The 15,660-nt window shown below is 37.0% G+C and carries 18 protein-coding genes; all 18 read right to left on the bottom strand.

What is annotated here, in order from left to right:
* Positions 1-17: 17 nt before the first annotated feature.
* The 18 genes from pseB to ACQQ2I_RS03385 all read right to left on the bottom strand — a co-directional run bounded on the left by pseB (position 18) and on the right by ACQQ2I_RS03385 (position 15,477).
* The gene (pseB, locus tag ACQQ2I_RS03470; RefSeq protein ID WP_431029186.1) at positions 18-986 is read right to left on the bottom strand and encodes a UDP-N-acetylglucosamine 4,6-dehydratase (inverting); all 969 of its coding nucleotides are present in this window, start codon (positions 984-986) and stop codon (positions 18-20) included.
* 148 nt (positions 987-1,134) lie between these two features.
* On the bottom strand, positions 1,135-2,346 hold the full coding sequence (locus tag ACQQ2I_RS03465; RefSeq protein WP_431029184.1) for a 6-hydroxymethylpterin diphosphokinase MptE-like protein: 1,212 nt from the start codon (positions 2,344-2,346) through the stop codon (positions 1,135-1,137).
* Positions 2,343-2,690 carry a hypothetical protein gene (locus tag ACQQ2I_RS03460; RefSeq protein WP_431029183.1) on the bottom strand — a complete coding sequence of 116 codons (348 nt, stop codon included), beginning with the start codon at positions 2,688-2,690 and terminating at the stop codon, positions 2,343-2,345. Before ACQQ2I_RS03460 ends, ACQQ2I_RS03465 begins: the two co-directional genes overlap by 4 nt.
* A gap of 10 nt (positions 2,691-2,700) precedes the next feature.
* Positions 2,701-4,401 (bottom strand): motility associated factor glycosyltransferase family protein, encoded by a 1,701-nt coding sequence (locus ACQQ2I_RS03455; RefSeq protein WP_431029181.1) that lies wholly within the window; start codon positions 4,399-4,401, stop codon positions 2,701-2,703.
* A 97-nt stretch (positions 4,402-4,498) separates the two neighbouring features.
* The gene (locus ACQQ2I_RS03450; RefSeq protein ID WP_431029180.1) at positions 4,499-5,311 is read right to left on the bottom strand and encodes a flagellin; all 813 of its coding nucleotides are present in this window, start codon (positions 5,309-5,311) and stop codon (positions 4,499-4,501) included.
* Between the two features lie 182 nt (positions 5,312-5,493).
* On the bottom strand, positions 5,494-5,709 hold the full coding sequence (gene csrA / locus ACQQ2I_RS03445) for a carbon storage regulator CsrA (protein WP_431029179.1): 216 nt from the start codon (positions 5,707-5,709) through the stop codon (positions 5,494-5,496).
* On the bottom strand, positions 5,710-6,153 hold the full coding sequence (gene fliW, locus ACQQ2I_RS03440) for a flagellar assembly protein FliW (RefSeq protein ID WP_431029178.1): 444 nt from the start codon (positions 6,151-6,153) through the stop codon (positions 5,710-5,712).
* A gap of 14 nt (positions 6,154-6,167) precedes the next feature.
* Positions 6,168-6,734 (bottom strand): DUF6470 family protein, encoded by a 567-nt coding sequence (locus ACQQ2I_RS03435; protein WP_431029177.1) that lies wholly within the window; start codon positions 6,732-6,734, stop codon positions 6,168-6,170.
* A 161-nt stretch (positions 6,735-6,895) separates the two neighbouring features.
* The gene (gene flgL / locus ACQQ2I_RS03430) at positions 6,896-7,822 is read right to left on the bottom strand and encodes a flagellar hook-associated protein FlgL (RefSeq protein WP_431029175.1); all 927 of its coding nucleotides are present in this window, start codon (positions 7,820-7,822) and stop codon (positions 6,896-6,898) included.
* A 49-nt stretch (positions 7,823-7,871) separates the two neighbouring features.
* Positions 7,872-9,422, bottom strand: a complete 1,551-nt coding sequence (gene flgK, locus ACQQ2I_RS03425) for a flagellar hook-associated protein FlgK (protein WP_431029174.1) — start codon at positions 9,420-9,422, stop codon at positions 7,872-7,874.
* A 76-nt stretch (positions 9,423-9,498) separates the two neighbouring features.
* Positions 9,499-10,005, bottom strand: coding sequence for a flagellar protein FlgN (locus ACQQ2I_RS03420; RefSeq protein WP_431029173.1), 507 nt, complete (start codon positions 10,003-10,005; stop codon positions 9,499-9,501).
* 15 nt (positions 10,006-10,020) lie between these two features.
* The gene (gene flgM, locus ACQQ2I_RS03415) at positions 10,021-10,281 is read right to left on the bottom strand and encodes a flagellar biosynthesis anti-sigma factor FlgM (protein WP_431029172.1); all 261 of its coding nucleotides are present in this window, start codon (positions 10,279-10,281) and stop codon (positions 10,021-10,023) included.
* Between the two features lie 267 nt (positions 10,282-10,548).
* On the bottom strand, positions 10,549-10,965 hold the full coding sequence (locus tag ACQQ2I_RS03410) for a TIGR03826 family flagellar region protein (protein WP_431029171.1): 417 nt from the start codon (positions 10,963-10,965) through the stop codon (positions 10,549-10,551).
* Positions 10,966-11,062: 97 nt separating this feature from the next.
* Positions 11,063-11,656, bottom strand: a complete 594-nt coding sequence (locus ACQQ2I_RS03405) for a ComF family protein (protein ID WP_431029170.1) — start codon at positions 11,654-11,656, stop codon at positions 11,063-11,065.
* A complete protein-coding gene (locus ACQQ2I_RS03400; RefSeq protein WP_431029169.1) occupies positions 11,649-13,040 on the bottom strand; it encodes a DEAD/DEAH box helicase in 1,392 nt (463 codons plus the stop codon). Before ACQQ2I_RS03400 ends, ACQQ2I_RS03405 begins: the two co-directional genes overlap by 8 nt.
* Positions 13,041-13,227: 187 nt before the next feature.
* Positions 13,228-14,076: a DegV family protein gene (locus tag ACQQ2I_RS03395; protein WP_431030439.1), complete on the bottom strand. Its 849-nt coding sequence runs from the start codon at positions 14,074-14,076 to the stop codon at positions 13,228-13,230.
* A 158-nt stretch (positions 14,077-14,234) separates the two neighbouring features.
* A complete protein-coding gene (locus ACQQ2I_RS03390) occupies positions 14,235-14,765 on the bottom strand; it encodes a nuclear transport factor 2 family protein (RefSeq protein WP_431029168.1) in 531 nt (176 codons plus the stop codon).
* 145 nt (positions 14,766-14,910) lie between these two features.
* Complete coding sequence (locus tag ACQQ2I_RS03385) at positions 14,911-15,477, bottom strand: transposase (RefSeq protein WP_431029167.1); 567 nt, start codon at positions 15,475-15,477, stop codon at positions 14,911-14,913.
* Positions 15,478-15,660 lie beyond the last annotated feature (183 nt).

Here is a 15,660-nt window from a genome sequence, read left to right as displayed (position 1 = left end):
AAAAATGCAGTCAAAGACTACATTTTCTCCACCAGCTCTTGTAATTGTTCAACTGTTAACCACTCTGAATTATTATCACTCGTATAGGCAAAAACATCAGGCAAAGCTTTACCGCCAATTAACTGCCCTTGTGGCCACCAAGCTAACTCTGGTTGGATAACATAGTAATTGTCAAACTCTAAAGTGTGGCGTGCATCGTCTTCCATAATCATCGCTTCATGTAATTTCTCGCCAGGTCTAATACCAATAATTTCAATTTCACATTCTGGTGCAATTGCTTTTGCTAAATCAGTTACCTTCATACTAGGAATTTTCGGAACAAAAATTTCGCCACCATACATACGCTCTAAACTATCTAAAACAAACTGTACACCTTGATCGAGTGTAATCCAAAAACGTGTCATCCGTTCATCTGTAATAGGTAATTTTCCAGTTTCTTTAATTTTTTTAAAGAATGGCACAACACTACCTCGACTTCCTACAACATTACCATAACGCACAACTGCAAAACGTGTTTTCTTTTCTCCTACATAAGCATTTGCCGCGACGAATAGTTTATCAGATGCTAATTTTGTTGCACCATATAAATTTATTGGGCTACATGCCTTATCTGTAGAAAGCGCAATTACCTTCTCAACCCCCCGATCAATTGCAGCCTCAATAATATTTTGAGCACCGTGAATGTTTGTCTTTACTGCCTCAAATGGATTATATTCACACGCATCTACATGTTTCATTGCGGCTGCATGAATGACAATATCTACACCGTCAAATGCACGATAAAGGCGATCCTTATCTCGTACATCTCCGATAAAGAATCGAATACGTTCATCTTGGAATTCTTGTTTCATTTCATATTGCTTCAGCTCATCACGGCTGAAAACAATTACTTTCTTCACACCTTCATTCAGCGCCTTATGTATAAATTTCTTCCCGAAGGACCCTGTGCCGCCTGTTACTAGCACAGTTTTATTAACTAATGTCATTATTTAAAACTCCTATCTTACTATTAATTTTGAGGTTATTTTCTAATTATAGATATTTAGATAAGTCCATTAAGTATATTTATTATATCGGAATTTTATAATATATATATCGACAAATTGTTTAAAACATAAAGAAAAACCCATAAATCTATGGGTTTTTTATAAGTTTATAAAATTGTTTTTCATTTACTAAAGGAACACCTTCTATTTTCGCTCCTTGTTCAGCTGTATTGTACACCTGACATACACTTATTTTACATTTTGCATTAAACCATCTTAAATAACTATTTAAATTAGGCAATGTTTTAATAGATTCTCCAATGTTGGACTCTATTTCAATAAATTCTTCTCCCTTTAATAATTCTCTACCCGAAGTAGAATTTATAGCATGTGTATGTTTAGTAGCGAAACCTAGATCTTGACCAAATAAGATTACAGTTTCAAACTCTAGATATTCCAACAAACTAAAGCCTGTAGTAGCTACCGAACCACCCGTTTCTAATAATGGATAAGATACTTTCTTTGCGTATTGCTCTGCTAGGTCATATCCCTTTTGTAGTAATATATATTTATCTCCCTCATGAGATCTTACCGTATTAGAATCTGCTGTACTTAAAAAGAAGAGATCTCCTTTATACTCTGAACCATCTAATTGCTCAAAAATAGTTGGTTGGCAATCCGATATAATTACACCATCTGGAACAACGCCTTCCCTCATTAGTACTTTCAAGGCAGATCCTACACATAATATATATACATCGTCTTTAACAGCTTTCAACCATTTTTCGGTAACGTTTAAAGATGGACCGCTAGAAATTAGACAAGATACTTTTTTCTGTTTTAAATTTTCTTTAAAATTTTGCACTTTAAAATACTGTTGCTGAATATTTTCATGAAAATTTATTTCCATCATTGGCGAGAAGCGTTTATAAGACACCTGCTTCATTTTAATATCCATTAGCAAATGATAAAGAGAATGATTTTTATCCATTACTTGTAACCATACATGAGGTATAATGATTTGATAATCCTTATGAACAGCAATTTTTTTAACATCTGTTGTAATCATTACATTATTCAGTAATTCCATATCAATGGTCTCTGATCGATATAGCTCTATTTCTTGATTATCCAAGGCATAGACAAGGATGGGTTTTCTCCCCGCTACTAGTTTAGTTAAAGAATGCAGATGGTATCCTAATCCTAACCCAATCAATAAATATCCTTTAGCGTTATTATCGAATTCGCTCTCAATGAATTTGTCCACTTCTTTTATCGGCCGATACTTACTATATAAAAGAATATTATTTACTTTTAATGTATTAGTACCATCCCTCGCTTCAATTTTTTCAAATATCATTGATTATTAGAAGCTCCTACTTCTATCGCTGAAAAAAATGGAACAATTTCATATTCGAATATATCCGCCACTAAATTATAATCACCAATAGACAACCCATTATTTATTTCTTCTAGATAATCTATAATCTTTGTCATATCAAATGTAATAGACACATTATTTTCTTGTAATAGGCCACTCGCCTCTATTATCCAACCAGCGCCTTCCGAAAAATCCCGGATATGAGTAAGAGCTTCGGCAATACGATCATCACGTAAAGTATTTGCAATCATCATACATCCTCCAGGTAATTTCTCTATATATTCATTAAAACTGAAAATTGTTTCATTTAAAATATCTTCCATGTTCAAAACCTCACATTAATTTATTGGCATTCTCTATTGCATCTAAAATATATTGTTTTGTTATTTTAAAAGCCTCTAATAGTCTTGTATAAAGCTCTTTGTTCTGAGCAAATACTCTTTGGTAAGCTTCTGTATCACTTTCTCCTGGAATTGGCTCAAAATTACGTAAAACATCCATTGTTATAGGATCAAATATATGATTCATCGCTGTTTTTACTCTATATTTTTTTATGGTTTTATCTATTTTATCTAGTTCACGTAAAACACTTTTTTCAAAATAAGTATTCGATCTATTTCTTCCTAATGTCACTAGTCCAATTTCAATCTCAGTAATTATTTTATTATAAATCGAAATCTCATCCTGCATCTTACTAATAAAACTATTCTTATCAATACCTTGTTGTTTTGAAGAAACAATTACTTTATCTACGATTTTTTCATCAGCATAATGATTACAAAATTCTAAAAATGACAGTTGCTCCATTCCTTCAATTTTTGCGCCACCTTCAGTACAATTAAAAATTGGCGAAGGATGCTGGATTTGCCTATTAAGTCTTTCAAAGTCTTTTTTCATAAGTAAAAAAGCATAATCCGTTAGAACTTTATCATCATTATAACCCGTTACTTCAAACATACCTCGCTCTTTCTTAAAGGCTTCATCTACTTTTATAAAGTGCTTATTACTATCTTCATGTGATTTATTATCAGTATAGGCCAAATCCTGGCCAATGACTGCAATAGGTCCCTTTGTCATAAAGCAGGCAACGGTGAATGCAAAATTCGCTACCGAAGCACCTCCTGCAATTAGTGGGACTTCAATATTAAATTTATCCTTAATGTAGCTTTGGAAATCTTCGTCGCCTGCATCTAATATTGCATATTGAGTATTAGGAAATTCCTCTTGAATTTTATAATGACTACTAAACCCAAAGATTAAATGAGATTTAATTTTATTTATCTCCTTAAAATGGTTAAAATTCGCAGTACCACCGTCTATAGATACTACATAGTCAGGTTCTATCCCATGGTTTAACAAGGAGTTAATAGTAGACCCAGAAGCAATCGTTAGGGCTTTTCCCTCAATTTTTTTTAGTAAGGGAATCTGCTTTTTTAAAGAAGGACCTCCTGAAATCACAATTACTGGACAAATATATCGTTGTTTTAACTCCTTAAAAGAATGATTAGTATATGCATGAAGGAGATTATGAATATAGTTCTCCTGCCATGCAAAAGAAAATTGCCTTGTCGTATTTTCCCCTACCTGATGAATTCTTTGAACTGTTTTAATACTTTCTAATACAACTAGTAATTCTTTTTCTAAAATTTTATCATAATTTGGAGAGCAAATAACCTTTACTTTAGCGCTTAAATTATTTAGGGATTTAGCGACAAACTGTTCAATAGCTTCATTATTTATTTCTTCGATAAAAGTAAAATCAATATTTTTATCTATAGCACTATTGATTTCGCTATAAAGAGGGTCAATAACAATTAGATTTTCTGTATTATGTATTTTCTTTTTTAATTCGTCTACAAGATAACCTAACCCATATCCAAAAACTACATGAACATAATTTGGCTCAAATTCTTTTTCTACAATCCTCTTCGCTTCCGTAATAGGATCGTACTTACTATGTAAAAGATAATTATTTACTTTAACAGTTTTTACACCGTTGTTCGTATTCAGATATTCAATTATATTATTACTCAAATTTACCACCTCTTTTCTACTATCGTCAAAAAAAAAAAAAAATGAAGAAATCTATCCGAAAGATAGATTCCTTCATTTTATACTAAACGCTATTCAATTATTGTAATAATTGAAGTACGCCTTGTGGCTGTTGGTTAGCTTGAGCTAACATAGATTGAGCAGCTTGCATTAAGATGTTGTTCTTAGTGAAGCCCATCATTTCTTTTGCCATATCAGTATCACGGATACGTGATTCTGCTGCTGTTAAGTTTTCAGAAGTTGCACCTAAGTTGTTGATAGTGTGCTCTAAACGGTTTTGAACAGCCCCTAAATCAGAACGAGTTGCAGAAACTGTAGTGATTGCTGTGTTAATAGTTGTAATTGCAGTATTTGCAGCAGCTTGAGACGAAATACTGATTTTAGATACTGATAATTTTGCAGCTGTCATTGTTCCAATAGTTAATGAAATATCTTGGCTAGCATTTGCACCGATATGGAATTTCTTACCAGAGAATGAACCATTTAATAATTTCTGAGTATTGAACTCTGTGTTGTTAGCAATACGAGTAATTTCTTCAGAAAGTGCGTTGATTTCTTTTTGTAAATCACCACGGTCAGAAGTTACGTTTGTATCGTTTGCAGATTGTACTGCTAATTCACGCATACGTTGTAAGATAGCGTGAGTTTCGTTAAGAGCACCCTCAGCAGTTTGGATTAAAGAAATCGAGTCTTGAGCGTTTTTAGTCGCCATGTCAAGACCACGGATTTGTCCGCGCATTTTTTCAGAGATTGCTAAACCAGCAGCGTCATCGCCAGCACGGTTGATTTTGTAACCTGAAGATAATTTCTCAAGGTTTTTAGAAGCTTGAGTGTTGTTGAAACCAAGGTTACGGTGTGTGTTTAAAGCTGAAATGTTGTGTTGAATTCTCATTTGGAATTCCTCCTTGAATGTTTTTTATGACCCACGTCCTTGTGGGAAAGTTTTGGTTGAGGTGCTATCCTCTTCCTTACAATCTATATATCGTAATTACTTTTCATTGTTTAATAGTTTTTTAAAATTTTTTGAAGAAATTTTTTGTCTGTTAAGATAGACACATAATCAAATTCTTCATATTATTTCTTCCATTGCTTTAATATATCGATATTCGTATTTAACGCTGCCTTATTTTGCTCTTGAATGGCTTCGAATACTTCCGAACGATGAACTTTTACGGATTTTGGTGCGACAATCCCTATTTTTACTTGATCGCCTTCGACCGCTAAGATTTTCACTTCAATGTGATCGCCAATCATAATGGACTCTGTTTTTTTTCGTGATAGTACTAACATTTATTTCGCACTTCCTACTGTTTGTTGTATCGGGAATCGTAAAGAATAAGCTTTGCTATCTTGCAACACAATCTGCTTACCGAGCTGCTTATTTGTATTAATAATGACTGGAGCCAATAAATTGATTGTGGAATCTGCAAACGTTTCTTGTAGTGTCACAATCGAATATGTAATAACTTCTTCTTCTTTTTCAATTTGTAAATCTTCTTTATCTTCATCACTTAAATCAAACGCATAGTCTTGTTTAAATGCAAATGGGAAAGCTACTACAAAACCAATCGTAGCTTCTTCTGTTGATTGGAGCAAGGCTAAAGGTAAATCTGCATCTAATGATAATAGAATAAATCTTTGATAGTCAGGGAATCCTGGTAAACCGTTTTCAAATGTTACAATTTCTGATTCTTTAATCTCTACTTCGCCTAAAAATTTCGTCTGAATAAGCATATCGCTCTCTCCTTTTAACCAATAACATCAATTTCTACATCTGGTCTTTGTAACATTGTACCAGTTACATCACCCGGTGTGTATTTATGAATAGGTTTGTTCACTTGAACGTCAATTTTTGGTTTTTGTGGTGTGAAGTTAATATCTGTTTTACCAGGAGTATAGTCAATTTTCACAGACCCAATTGATGGAACGAACTTGATATTATATGGCCCTGGACGTTTTGGACCATGATTTTGTTTAGCGATACTTTGGAGAGGCGCTCGACCTTGATCTTTCCCCGCGCTTTCCATCAATTGCCGACCTTCACTTGCACGGCGAGCCATTCCTTTTAATGATTCTCGCTTCCCTTTTTCAGCATAATTTTTGCCTGATTCCAGCGGACCAATTAATCCTAAATCACGTCTTGCTTGAGAAGAGTCGATTTTCAGTTGTCCTCGTGTAGTATTAATATCTAAAATGGCTGCTGGTTGTTCTATTGTTTGCTTTGCTCGAGGTTGTTCGATATGTTGTTTGGGCTTATCAATTTGTAAATTCATTTTAATATCAGTCGTTCGAATTTGAATTTGTGGGAGTCTCATGTATTTAGCTCCTTTCAATAAAAGCGTTTGAACAATCAAGTCCAAACGCTGCTTTTCATTTTATTACACAGTGATTACGATATCACTCTCAGTATAGAATTTTCACTTCGTTGTTTGCCCCTGTCGCTTCGCTTTCAGGGCAGATCTTTAGTTGATTTCACCTAACGGATGAAGTCAACTAAAGTTTGCTGAATAACTTTTGCACCTACAGACAATGCGGCTTGATGAATTGATTCTTGGGTTACCATCTGTGTAATCGTTTCTGCATAATCCGTATCTTCGTTTAGCGATTTTTGTTTTGTGACATTTATTGCTTGAACATCTAAACGATTTTCCATCATTTCCACTCGATTTTGGCGTGCCCCAACTTCAGCTCGTAAAGTAAGTGTTTTTTCATATACTCCGTCAAGAGCGGGGATATTTCCACCCCCACCGTCCGTCATCTCTAGCCCTAGCGCACTGCTAATTTCCTCGCTCGTCGCATTACTTTGAAGTACCGTGTCTACCCGTCCCATAAAATCATCAATTTCCTTGAAGAAATCATTACCAGGTGTATTCAGCTTCGTAGAAATGCCGTCAAATACGTTAATTTTAATCTCCCCTGCCGCTCCCGTTGTAATTGCAGGGTTTTGAGGACCTGTTTGATCTGTATATAATGGCTTACTAGTATGTGTGCCAGAGAAAATATAGTTTTCTCCTACTTTTGTATTAGCGATATCACGCAATTGTTGTTTAATTTGTTTAATTTCTGCATTAATCTTTTGACGGTCATCTGCTGTATTGGTATCATTAGCCGCTTGTACGATTAATTCTTTTACGCGCTTCATAGCAGAACCAACTTGATCCAATGCCTCATCTGTCGAATCTAACCAAGTATGTGCTTCACGTATATTGCGTTTATATTGCTCATTTTTGTCTAGTTCAACGCGGTAGCCCATCCCTTTTACTGCAACCACTGGGTCATCTGATGGACGTGTAATAACTTTTCCTGAGTTAAGCATATCTTGATATTTCGACATTTTATTATAGCTAGAATTTAAGTTGCGTAGCATATTACTTGATAACATCGATTGTGTAACGCGTGTCATTGTTATACCCCTTTCACCAATCTATAAATGAATAAGATTCTTCGGAAAATTATAGACCTACTCGACCCATACCATTGATAATTTTCTCTAATATTTCATCTACTACTGTAATCATACGTGCATTCGCATTGTAAGCTTGTTGGAATGTAATCATATTGGTCATTTCTTCATCTAAAGAAACCGAACTCATCGATGCACGACTATTGGCAATTTGTAAATGAAGGGTGCCCGAGTTGTAAGCATTACGAATCGCCTCTTGCCCTTTAACCGCCAATTCACCAGTAAGGGATTTATAATATGTTTGGAATGTCCCGTTTTGTAAATTAGGACGTGTGTCAGAATGCAGTTGAGCTAATAATCGAATATTTTCATTATTTCCTTCTTCGCCAGCCGCACCAGAAGCCGCAATTTGTTTAGGATCAGTAATTTCTACCTTTATATCGCGTGCCGAAGTTCCTGAGAAGAAATCTACACCTGGGGCACCATCTAAATCAAAACCTTTTTTATGTTGCTCGTTAAATGCAGTGATAAAATCGTTCACTAATACATCTAGTTTTTTCAGCATTTCAGGGTAAAGTCCTTCCCCCCCACTATGCCCATATGCATCCACTAACGACAATAATTTCCCTTTACTTGGCTCTAACGTATTATAGTCAATCGTCGCAACAGCATTTGTTAAAGCATCTGCTGGAGGGTCACCTAAGTCTGATACATTAATCGCTCCAAATTCAGCAAAACCATTCGTTGTTTGATCGTCAACATCACCATCAATTGGAGCACCGTTCGTATCTGTTGTTGCTAATGTAGCATAGTTTTTCCCGTCAACAAGTGTAATCTCAGGACCACCCTCAAACGGCTTGAACTTAATCGTCATGCTTCCTTCAGCTACATCTTTCGCAAGCCCCCCTGACTCTACCATCGAGATGGAAACAGGGATATATTCGTTTAACTCATCTACTAATAAATCACGTGCATCGTATAAATCATTCGGTACATAACCATTCGGTTCAACGGCTAAAATTTGTTTATTAATCGCAGCAATTTGTTTTAAAATTGAATTTACTTTTTCAGTAGAAACATTGATTTCATTTCCGATGTTCCCTTGAATTAGCTTTAACTGAGTATCCATATAGTTAAATGCCTCAGCAAGTGCTTGCCCTTTTGAAATCATCACTTGACGACCTGCTGTGTCTTTCGGATTATCAATGACATCCTCCATCGATTTCCAAAAGTCTGTAAATGCTTGGTTAATACCAAATTCTGATGGTTCAGTCATAATATCTTCCATTTGCGAAATCGATTGTGTTGTCGATTCCCAATACCCAAGTTTATTTGTCTCTTGTCGGTACTGGCGGTCGATAAACTGATCCCGTATACGCTGAATAGAACCAGCTTCAACCCCCGTTCCTAAGTGACCAGGATATGTCGGTGAGTTAAGACCCGGATATGGATAACCTGGTGTTGCTTGCATATTCACACGTTGGCGAGAGTACCCTAATGTATTGGCATTTGAAATATTGTGACCTGTTGTATAAAGCGCAGATTGTTGTACAAACAGACCGCGTTTACTTGCTTCTAACCCCATAAATGTAGAACGCATATTGCTTCCTCCTTATGTAATCCGTATGACAGGATGTAGTTTTCATTTAAAAGACGTATGCGATTAAGCATACGTCCTATGCTTGTGAATTGTAGTATGACTTTTTCGCAATATTTGCTTCGCCGCGCACTTCTGCACCCGAATAATTAAATGTATTCGTTTGATTACGTTGTGGTTGTAACATATCTAATGTGAAATTGACAAATTGCAGCGATTGGAACACAAGCTTTTGATTTAAATCATTTTGCTGTTTTAACGTTGTCACAAGCTCCACTAGTCGTTCACGTACTTCTTGTAATGCTTGTTTTTCAGCCCCATCAGCTGCATCAATCACTTGTGCGACAGTCGGTGTGCCAGTGAAAGCAATTCCCTTTGCTTGTAGGTAATCCGTTACCATCTTCTGACGCTGTTGCTCCAGTGTTTCAATCGCTGCTACATGAGCCTGTTCCGTTTTTAACATGTCATCCAGTTGCTCCATGTCGTTTGCCTTGATTAAATCTGTTTTTTTATTCGCTAATTCAAGTAAGCTTTTATGCATTCTTTCAAGCTTCTCAAGCGTTGAAATAAGGTTTTCTACTGACACGTAGCATATCTCCTTTTAAAAACGATAATATTTCAGCATATCTTCCGCTACTTTACGGGCATCCACCTTGTACTCGCCAGACTCAATTTCAGCCTTTAACTGTTGTACACGTTCTGCACGAGCTTCTGTATATTCTGTTGTTACTTTCATTCCTTTTGCTGCGGATGAAATTTCTAACTTATCGGCAAATGATTGTCCTGCTTTATTTGTCTGTACAGGACGGTTTGCTTTGTTATATGGATTAATATGATTTAAGCCAATCCCATTGATTTTCATTATCCATTCCTCCTCCCACCATTTTCTTGTCTATTTTCTATTTCGGTCACTTCCGGTAAAAGTTAACGTATTAAATAAAAAACCTTTAAAGCAACTAGTACTAATGTCAGTAAAACACTTAATACGCATTAAATATTAGTATAGCATACGAAATTAATAGTCCTTAAAACCTACATTGTCTCCCTTCACTTAATTGTAAAAACTCCCCTATTCATAGCCGGATATAAATAAAAACCAGCCCCTTTTTTACAGGAAGCTGGCTGTTTCTTACTTTTTCTTATTGTCTGCATGATAGGTTGCACGGTCTTGTTGTAGGATACTTTCACGGAATTCTTTTGCTGCCTCAAATGTACGTAAATCTGATTGTAAAGCTTCCGTACATGCATCACAAAGCTTCCCTTTATTCGTTAAGCGTCCACAGTTATCACATGGATATCCTAAATTTGGGAACATCGCTCTATGTAAACGTCCCTTTTTCACCCATTTATATAAAAGGTCGCTGTCTACCCCTGTTGCTTCTTCGATACGTTCAATTGTCGCTGCACGATTTTCACGTTTTCTTAAAAAGCGGTAAACGATTTGATACAGGTCTTCTTCCTTTTGCGAGCAATTATGACAAACCTCGCGTAAACCTGTGTAATTGAAAAATCCTCCACACATTGGGCAATTACGTAATTCCGCCATGCCAATCCCTCCAATTTTTCCGTTCATTCTATGAATATAGTATACACTACAAACAATTATAGCAGTAAATCCTTTTCAAAATCTCCATTTCTTTCTCTTAACCGCGAATAAGCGTCACAGATGTCACAGATTTTGCACCCGCTTCTAGTAACACTTTTTTCGCATGGTTTATCGTAGTACCTGTTGTATAAATATCGTCAAAAATCACGTAATCTGTATGTTTTACGTGCCCTTTTATACGAAAAAGTTGTGGTGTATTCAGGCGTTCCTCTCTCGATTTCGTACTTTGACTCGTCGTTGTCGTTTTTTCTAGTAAATGTTCATACGGTAGTTTGGCAGCAATAAGCAGTTCATCAATAGGCGAAAAGGTACGTTCTACTAGCTTTTCAGGATGCATCGGAATGGGGACAATCATTCGTTTTTCATTTCGTAGTATATTGTGTAGCTGTTTTTGAAACACTTTTGCTAGTACGACATCGTGCATAAATTTATAACGATGCAAGTAGTCCTTCATCGCTTCATTATAGGTATATAGCGCACGATGATCAGGTTCAGTATTTGTATATAGTTCAAATTCCCCCTCACATTTTGCACAAATTGTTGTTGGAAATGTTTGAATAAGCGTCAACCACGAAATTTGTTCCGTCAATAACGTCCCGCATAGTAAACAATGTAGGTTCTCTTTATGCATGCGGAAACCCCTCCTTATTTAACCGCCTGATTTCTTCTTTTGCCGCATCCATTTCTACTGTAATGCCATGGTGAAAAAAGACCACATCTCCTGTTGGATACTGCGCATTTCGTCCAACCCGACCACTAATTTGAATGAGTGCACTTGATGTGAAGACTTTACTTTCCGCTCCGATTACTGCGACTTGCACATTTTTGATCGTAATGCCACGCTCTAAAATCGTTGTTGTCAGAAGTCCTTTTAGCTGTTCATTTCGTAAGTTCAGTACTTTTTCTTTCCGGTCTGGGTCTTCGGCATGTACCGCCTCAATCTGTGGATGGAGTGCTTGAAATAATGGAATGGCTTGCTCCATTAAATCGATTGTTGGGAAAAATAATAGAAACGGCTCATTATTGGCAAGGCGAGCTTCTGCCCATTTTTTTAATTTCTTTGGTAGATGTTTTTTGTGAATGGACTTGTCATACCCCCACAAACTATCGTAACGCGGTACGGGTAGCGGATAACCGTGATAGCGACTCGGAATAAAGGAATAACCGCCGTGCTTTTTTTGTTGTAATAATGGATACGATGGTGTAGCTGTGACAAACGCAATCGGTGCCTGTTGTTTTTTTGCTTTGATTACCGCTTGTTTGAGGGATTCATCGAATGTATACGGAAACGCATCCGCTTCATCGACAATCATGACATCAAACGCCTGCTCAAATCGGTAAAGTTGGTGCGTTGTTGTGACGATGAGCTCGGCATAACTAAAGCGTTTCGGGGCATCACCGTAAAGCGCATGAATGGTCGTGTGTGGGAATACTTGCTGAAAACGCGGATATAGTTCCAACACTACATCCGTCCTCGGTGTCGCTACACACACGCGCTTTCCTTCATTTAATGCATCATATATGGCAGTAAACAAAATCTCCGTTTTTCCAGCCCCGCATACCGCATGCAATACATGATTGCTCCCTTGTTTTATACTTTCTGTCAGCTCCTCGGACGCTTTTCGTTGTAGCGGTGTAAATTGACTCTTCCAATCAAGTAGATGATTTTTGTGTCTTCGCGGCTGTGGTCCTATCCAAGTCATGAGTTGTGTGCAGCTACTCATTCTCCCCATCATAATACAATGCCTACAATAAACGCATCGCTTATTGCATCGCGCACATTGGAACGTAATAAATTGTTTTTTATCTTGACTGAGGCATCTGTTGCAAATCGGACCTTCACGGATAGCAGCCTTTACTTCAATGAGACCGTGCTGTATATAGCTATCTATTTTTTCACGTGAAAACAGCGTGGCGTCTCTTGTCCATACCCGCCCACATAAAAAATTTTGAACACTCGGTTCGATTATAAATCCTTTATATTGCTTGAAATGCTTTGAACGTTTTAACTTCATCCCTTCTCCCTCCAATCAGAAAAGCGCAAGCGCCCACTCTAGCCCCGACATGCGTTGGAGATAGGCTCATTTCGAAACGTCACGAGGGGTTAGGCGCTGGAGCTAAACACTCTTTCAATTTGAAAATTTTTATACTTTCTTATCTAAAAAAAAAGCAATTTCTACTAAACTGTAGAAACCGCTTTTGTTAGTCTTCTTTTTTCATCCAGCCCATCGCAAGCGCACCTTCTCCTAAATGCGTGGCAATGACCGGACCGAAATAACTGAATTTAAAATCAACTGTTGGGAAATCTTTTTGCAGTTGTTCCATCCAAGCTCGTCCTTCTGCTTCACAATTCCCATGGATAATGACAGCTTGTAATTGATCATACTGCTCTGTAGCCCCCTTCAACAGTTCTTCTACACGACGCAATGCTTTTTTGCGTGTGCGAATTTTTTCGAAAGGTACGATTTTTTTATCAACAAAATGCAAAACAGGCTTTACTTGTAGTAATCCGCCAATTAAAGCAGCAGCAGCTGATAATCGGCCACCACGTTGTAAATGTGCTAAATCATCCACGATAAAGTAAGCGTTCATCGTCACTTTTAACGCTTCTAGCTTCGCCATAATTTCTTTCGCTGATGCACCTTGTTGCGCCATTTTCGCTGCTTCAATCACGAACATACCTTGAGGGGCACACGCGATTTCGCTATCAAAGGCGTAAACCTCTATATCATCTACCATATCGCCGGCTTGCACTGCGCCTTGATACGTTCCACTAATCCCACTTGATAAATGAATTGTGACCACTTCATCATAGTCTTTTGCTAGCTTTTCAAAAAGCTCAACAAACTTACCAATCGGTGGCTGTGTCGTTTTTGGGAACTGTTTTGCATGGCGCACCTTTTCATAAAATTCCGGCGCTGTAATCGTTATTTCTTCTTCATATGTACCGTCTTCTAAATTGACACTCAACGGAACTATATGAATGTTATAGTGTGCGCGTTCTTCTTGCGTTAAATACGCCGTACTATCTGTTACGACTGCAGTTTTAATCAAATTCCCCACTCTCCTATACCCCCTAGTTTAACGCATCTCTTATAGAATGTGAATGCCTAAGTGCAAGATAGACAAATCTCGACAACAACTATTTATTACGCCTCTTATCTCCTAAAGAAAAGCGTTCCGTGCACTTGTCCACAGAACGCTCTCGTTTAGTTCATATTGCCAATATAATGAATGCTTGTAACCTTCCAAGCTCCGTCTTCTTTTACAAAAACCGTCACTTGTCGACCATGATCTGACAGTTCCTCATCTGATCCAGCCTCTAATAATTTTGTCGTAACATTCGCATATAATTGCACTTCATCTTCACTATATTTTGTAATTGTCACATCTTCTGCTGTTTTAATAATGTAGTCGTATTGCTCAAAGTATTCTTTATACGCTGCTACATCTTGCTCATAGTCAAAACCTACTGCATTGACTGCTGTTGTCTTACCGTAGCGTTCTGCATCACCAGAGTTAAAAGCATCAATGTATTCATTAAATGCCGCTATAATCGCCGCTTTTTCTGCCTCTGGGACATTTGTCGCTTCCTCAATAGAATCACCTAACACTTCAAAACCAATCGTACCTTCTTCAATGATTTGTTCTGTTGTTTTCGATGATTGTTCCGCTGTATCCGTATCACCACAAGCAGCTAGGACGACCGCTGTCACTACTGCTAATAACCATTTTTTCATTATTTAAACCCTCCCGCGCAATATTGTAGCACAATTCTCATATGTAATGACGAAATAAAGTATTGAATGTTGCGAGAAAGGTGGTACGTACCAGGTACTACGGTGGCACTTCGATGGTACGTACCCGGTACAATGGTGGTACCCGTTATATACCTCCCATCCTATCAAACCCTTTTTCACAATAGGAGCAATACTCATCACTCGCTTGCCCCAATACCGCTTCAATCAACGGTTTATAATCGATAAATTCAAAAGCGGGTTTTATCCCTTCTTTAATTAAATGATAACTACTGTATGGATACTCTTCCATCGTGCTTACTATTGGGGGATTTGTGCGGATAGGATTACGATGAATATAAGCACTAATATCTAGTAAAGCTCTTGTTCCTTTCGCCATTTTAGCGAAATAACGTTTTTCATATAAATGTCCACTATATCCATATTTCCTTTTAAAATAATTCGAATATCTTTTATTCACCTTCATCATTACTTTACTAAGGGGTTCTTCTGGTGAACGAATTAATAGATGGACATGATTTGTCATAATACAATAAGCAGCGATAGTAAAAGAATGTTCTCTGTAAACATCATCTAAAATTTGAAACCAGTGAAATACATCCTCCGCTCTTCCAAAAATATTTTGCCTGTTGTTCCCACGAATTACAACATGATCATAATGTTCTGGACTCCACACCCTTTGTTTCCTTGGCATACTCATTCTCCTTTATAATTTTCCGCGATTGTACATATAAAGTGATTTTTTCGCAAATGCCGAAATTTTAAATTTGGTCCATTTTTTTGATCCAATTTTGATTTTTGATTTTGTGTAAGATGGTACGTACCGGGGACAAAGATGGCACTTCGATGGTACGTACCCGGTACCACGGTGGTACAA

The organism is Lysinibacillus sp. LZ02, assembly GCF_050613145.1.
GTDB lineage: Bacteria > Bacillota > Bacilli > Bacillales_A > Planococcaceae > Lysinibacillus_B.
This window is presented reverse-complemented; position numbering and strand designations above follow the sequence as displayed.

What these genes read in the sequence shown, in the direction of transcription:
- ACQQ2I_RS03460 (WP_431029183.1), bottom strand. Translation starts at nt 2,690, where the DNA reads ATGGAAGATATTTTAAATGAAACAATTTTCAGTTTTAATGAATATATA.
- fliW (WP_431029178.1), bottom strand. Translation starts at nt 6,153, where the DNA reads ATGCTTATTCAGACGAAATTTTTAGGCGAAGTAGAGATTAAAGAATCA.
- ACQQ2I_RS03450 (WP_431029180.1), bottom strand. Translation starts at nt 5,311, where the DNA reads ATGAGAATTCAACACAACATTTCAGCTTTAAACACACACCGTAACCTT.
- flgM (WP_431029172.1), bottom strand. Translation starts at nt 10,281, where the DNA reads ATGAAAATCAATGGGATTGGCTTAAATCATATTAATCCATATAACAAA.
- ACQQ2I_RS03385 (WP_431029167.1), bottom strand. Translation starts at nt 15,477, where the DNA reads ATGCCAAGGAAACAAAGGGTGTGGAGTCCAGAACATTATGATCATGTT.
- ACQQ2I_RS03400 (WP_431029169.1), bottom strand. Translation starts at nt 13,040, where the DNA reads ATGAAGTTAAAACGTTCAAAGCATTTCAAGCAATATAAAGGATTTATA.
- ACQQ2I_RS03465 (WP_431029184.1), bottom strand. Translation starts at nt 2,346, where the DNA reads ATGATATTTGAAAAAATTGAAGCGAGGGATGGTACTAATACATTAAAA.
- flgL (WP_431029175.1), bottom strand. Translation starts at nt 7,822, where the DNA reads ATGACACGCGTTACACAATCGATGTTATCAAGTAATATGCTACGCAAC.
- ACQQ2I_RS03390 (WP_431029168.1), bottom strand. Translation starts at nt 14,765, where the DNA reads ATGAAAAAATGGTTATTAGCAGTAGTGACAGCGGTCGTCCTAGCTGCT.
- ACQQ2I_RS03410 (WP_431029171.1), bottom strand. Translation starts at nt 10,965, where the DNA reads ATGGCGGAATTACGTAATTGCCCAATGTGTGGAGGATTTTTCAATTAC.
- ACQQ2I_RS03405 (WP_431029170.1), bottom strand. Translation starts at nt 11,656, where the DNA reads ATGCATAAAGAGAACCTACATTGTTTACTATGCGGGACGTTATTGACG.
- ACQQ2I_RS03435 (WP_431029177.1), bottom strand. Translation starts at nt 6,734, where the DNA reads ATGAGACTCCCACAAATTCAAATTCGAACGACTGATATTAAAATGAAT.
- flgK (WP_431029174.1), bottom strand. Translation starts at nt 9,422, where the DNA reads ATGCGTTCTACATTTATGGGGTTAGAAGCAAGTAAACGCGGTCTGTTT.
- pseB (WP_431029186.1), bottom strand. Translation starts at nt 986, where the DNA reads ATGACATTAGTTAATAAAACTGTGCTAGTAACAGGCGGCACAGGGTCC.
- csrA (WP_431029179.1), bottom strand. Translation starts at nt 5,709, where the DNA reads ATGTTAGTACTATCACGAAAAAAAACAGAGTCCATTATGATTGGCGAT.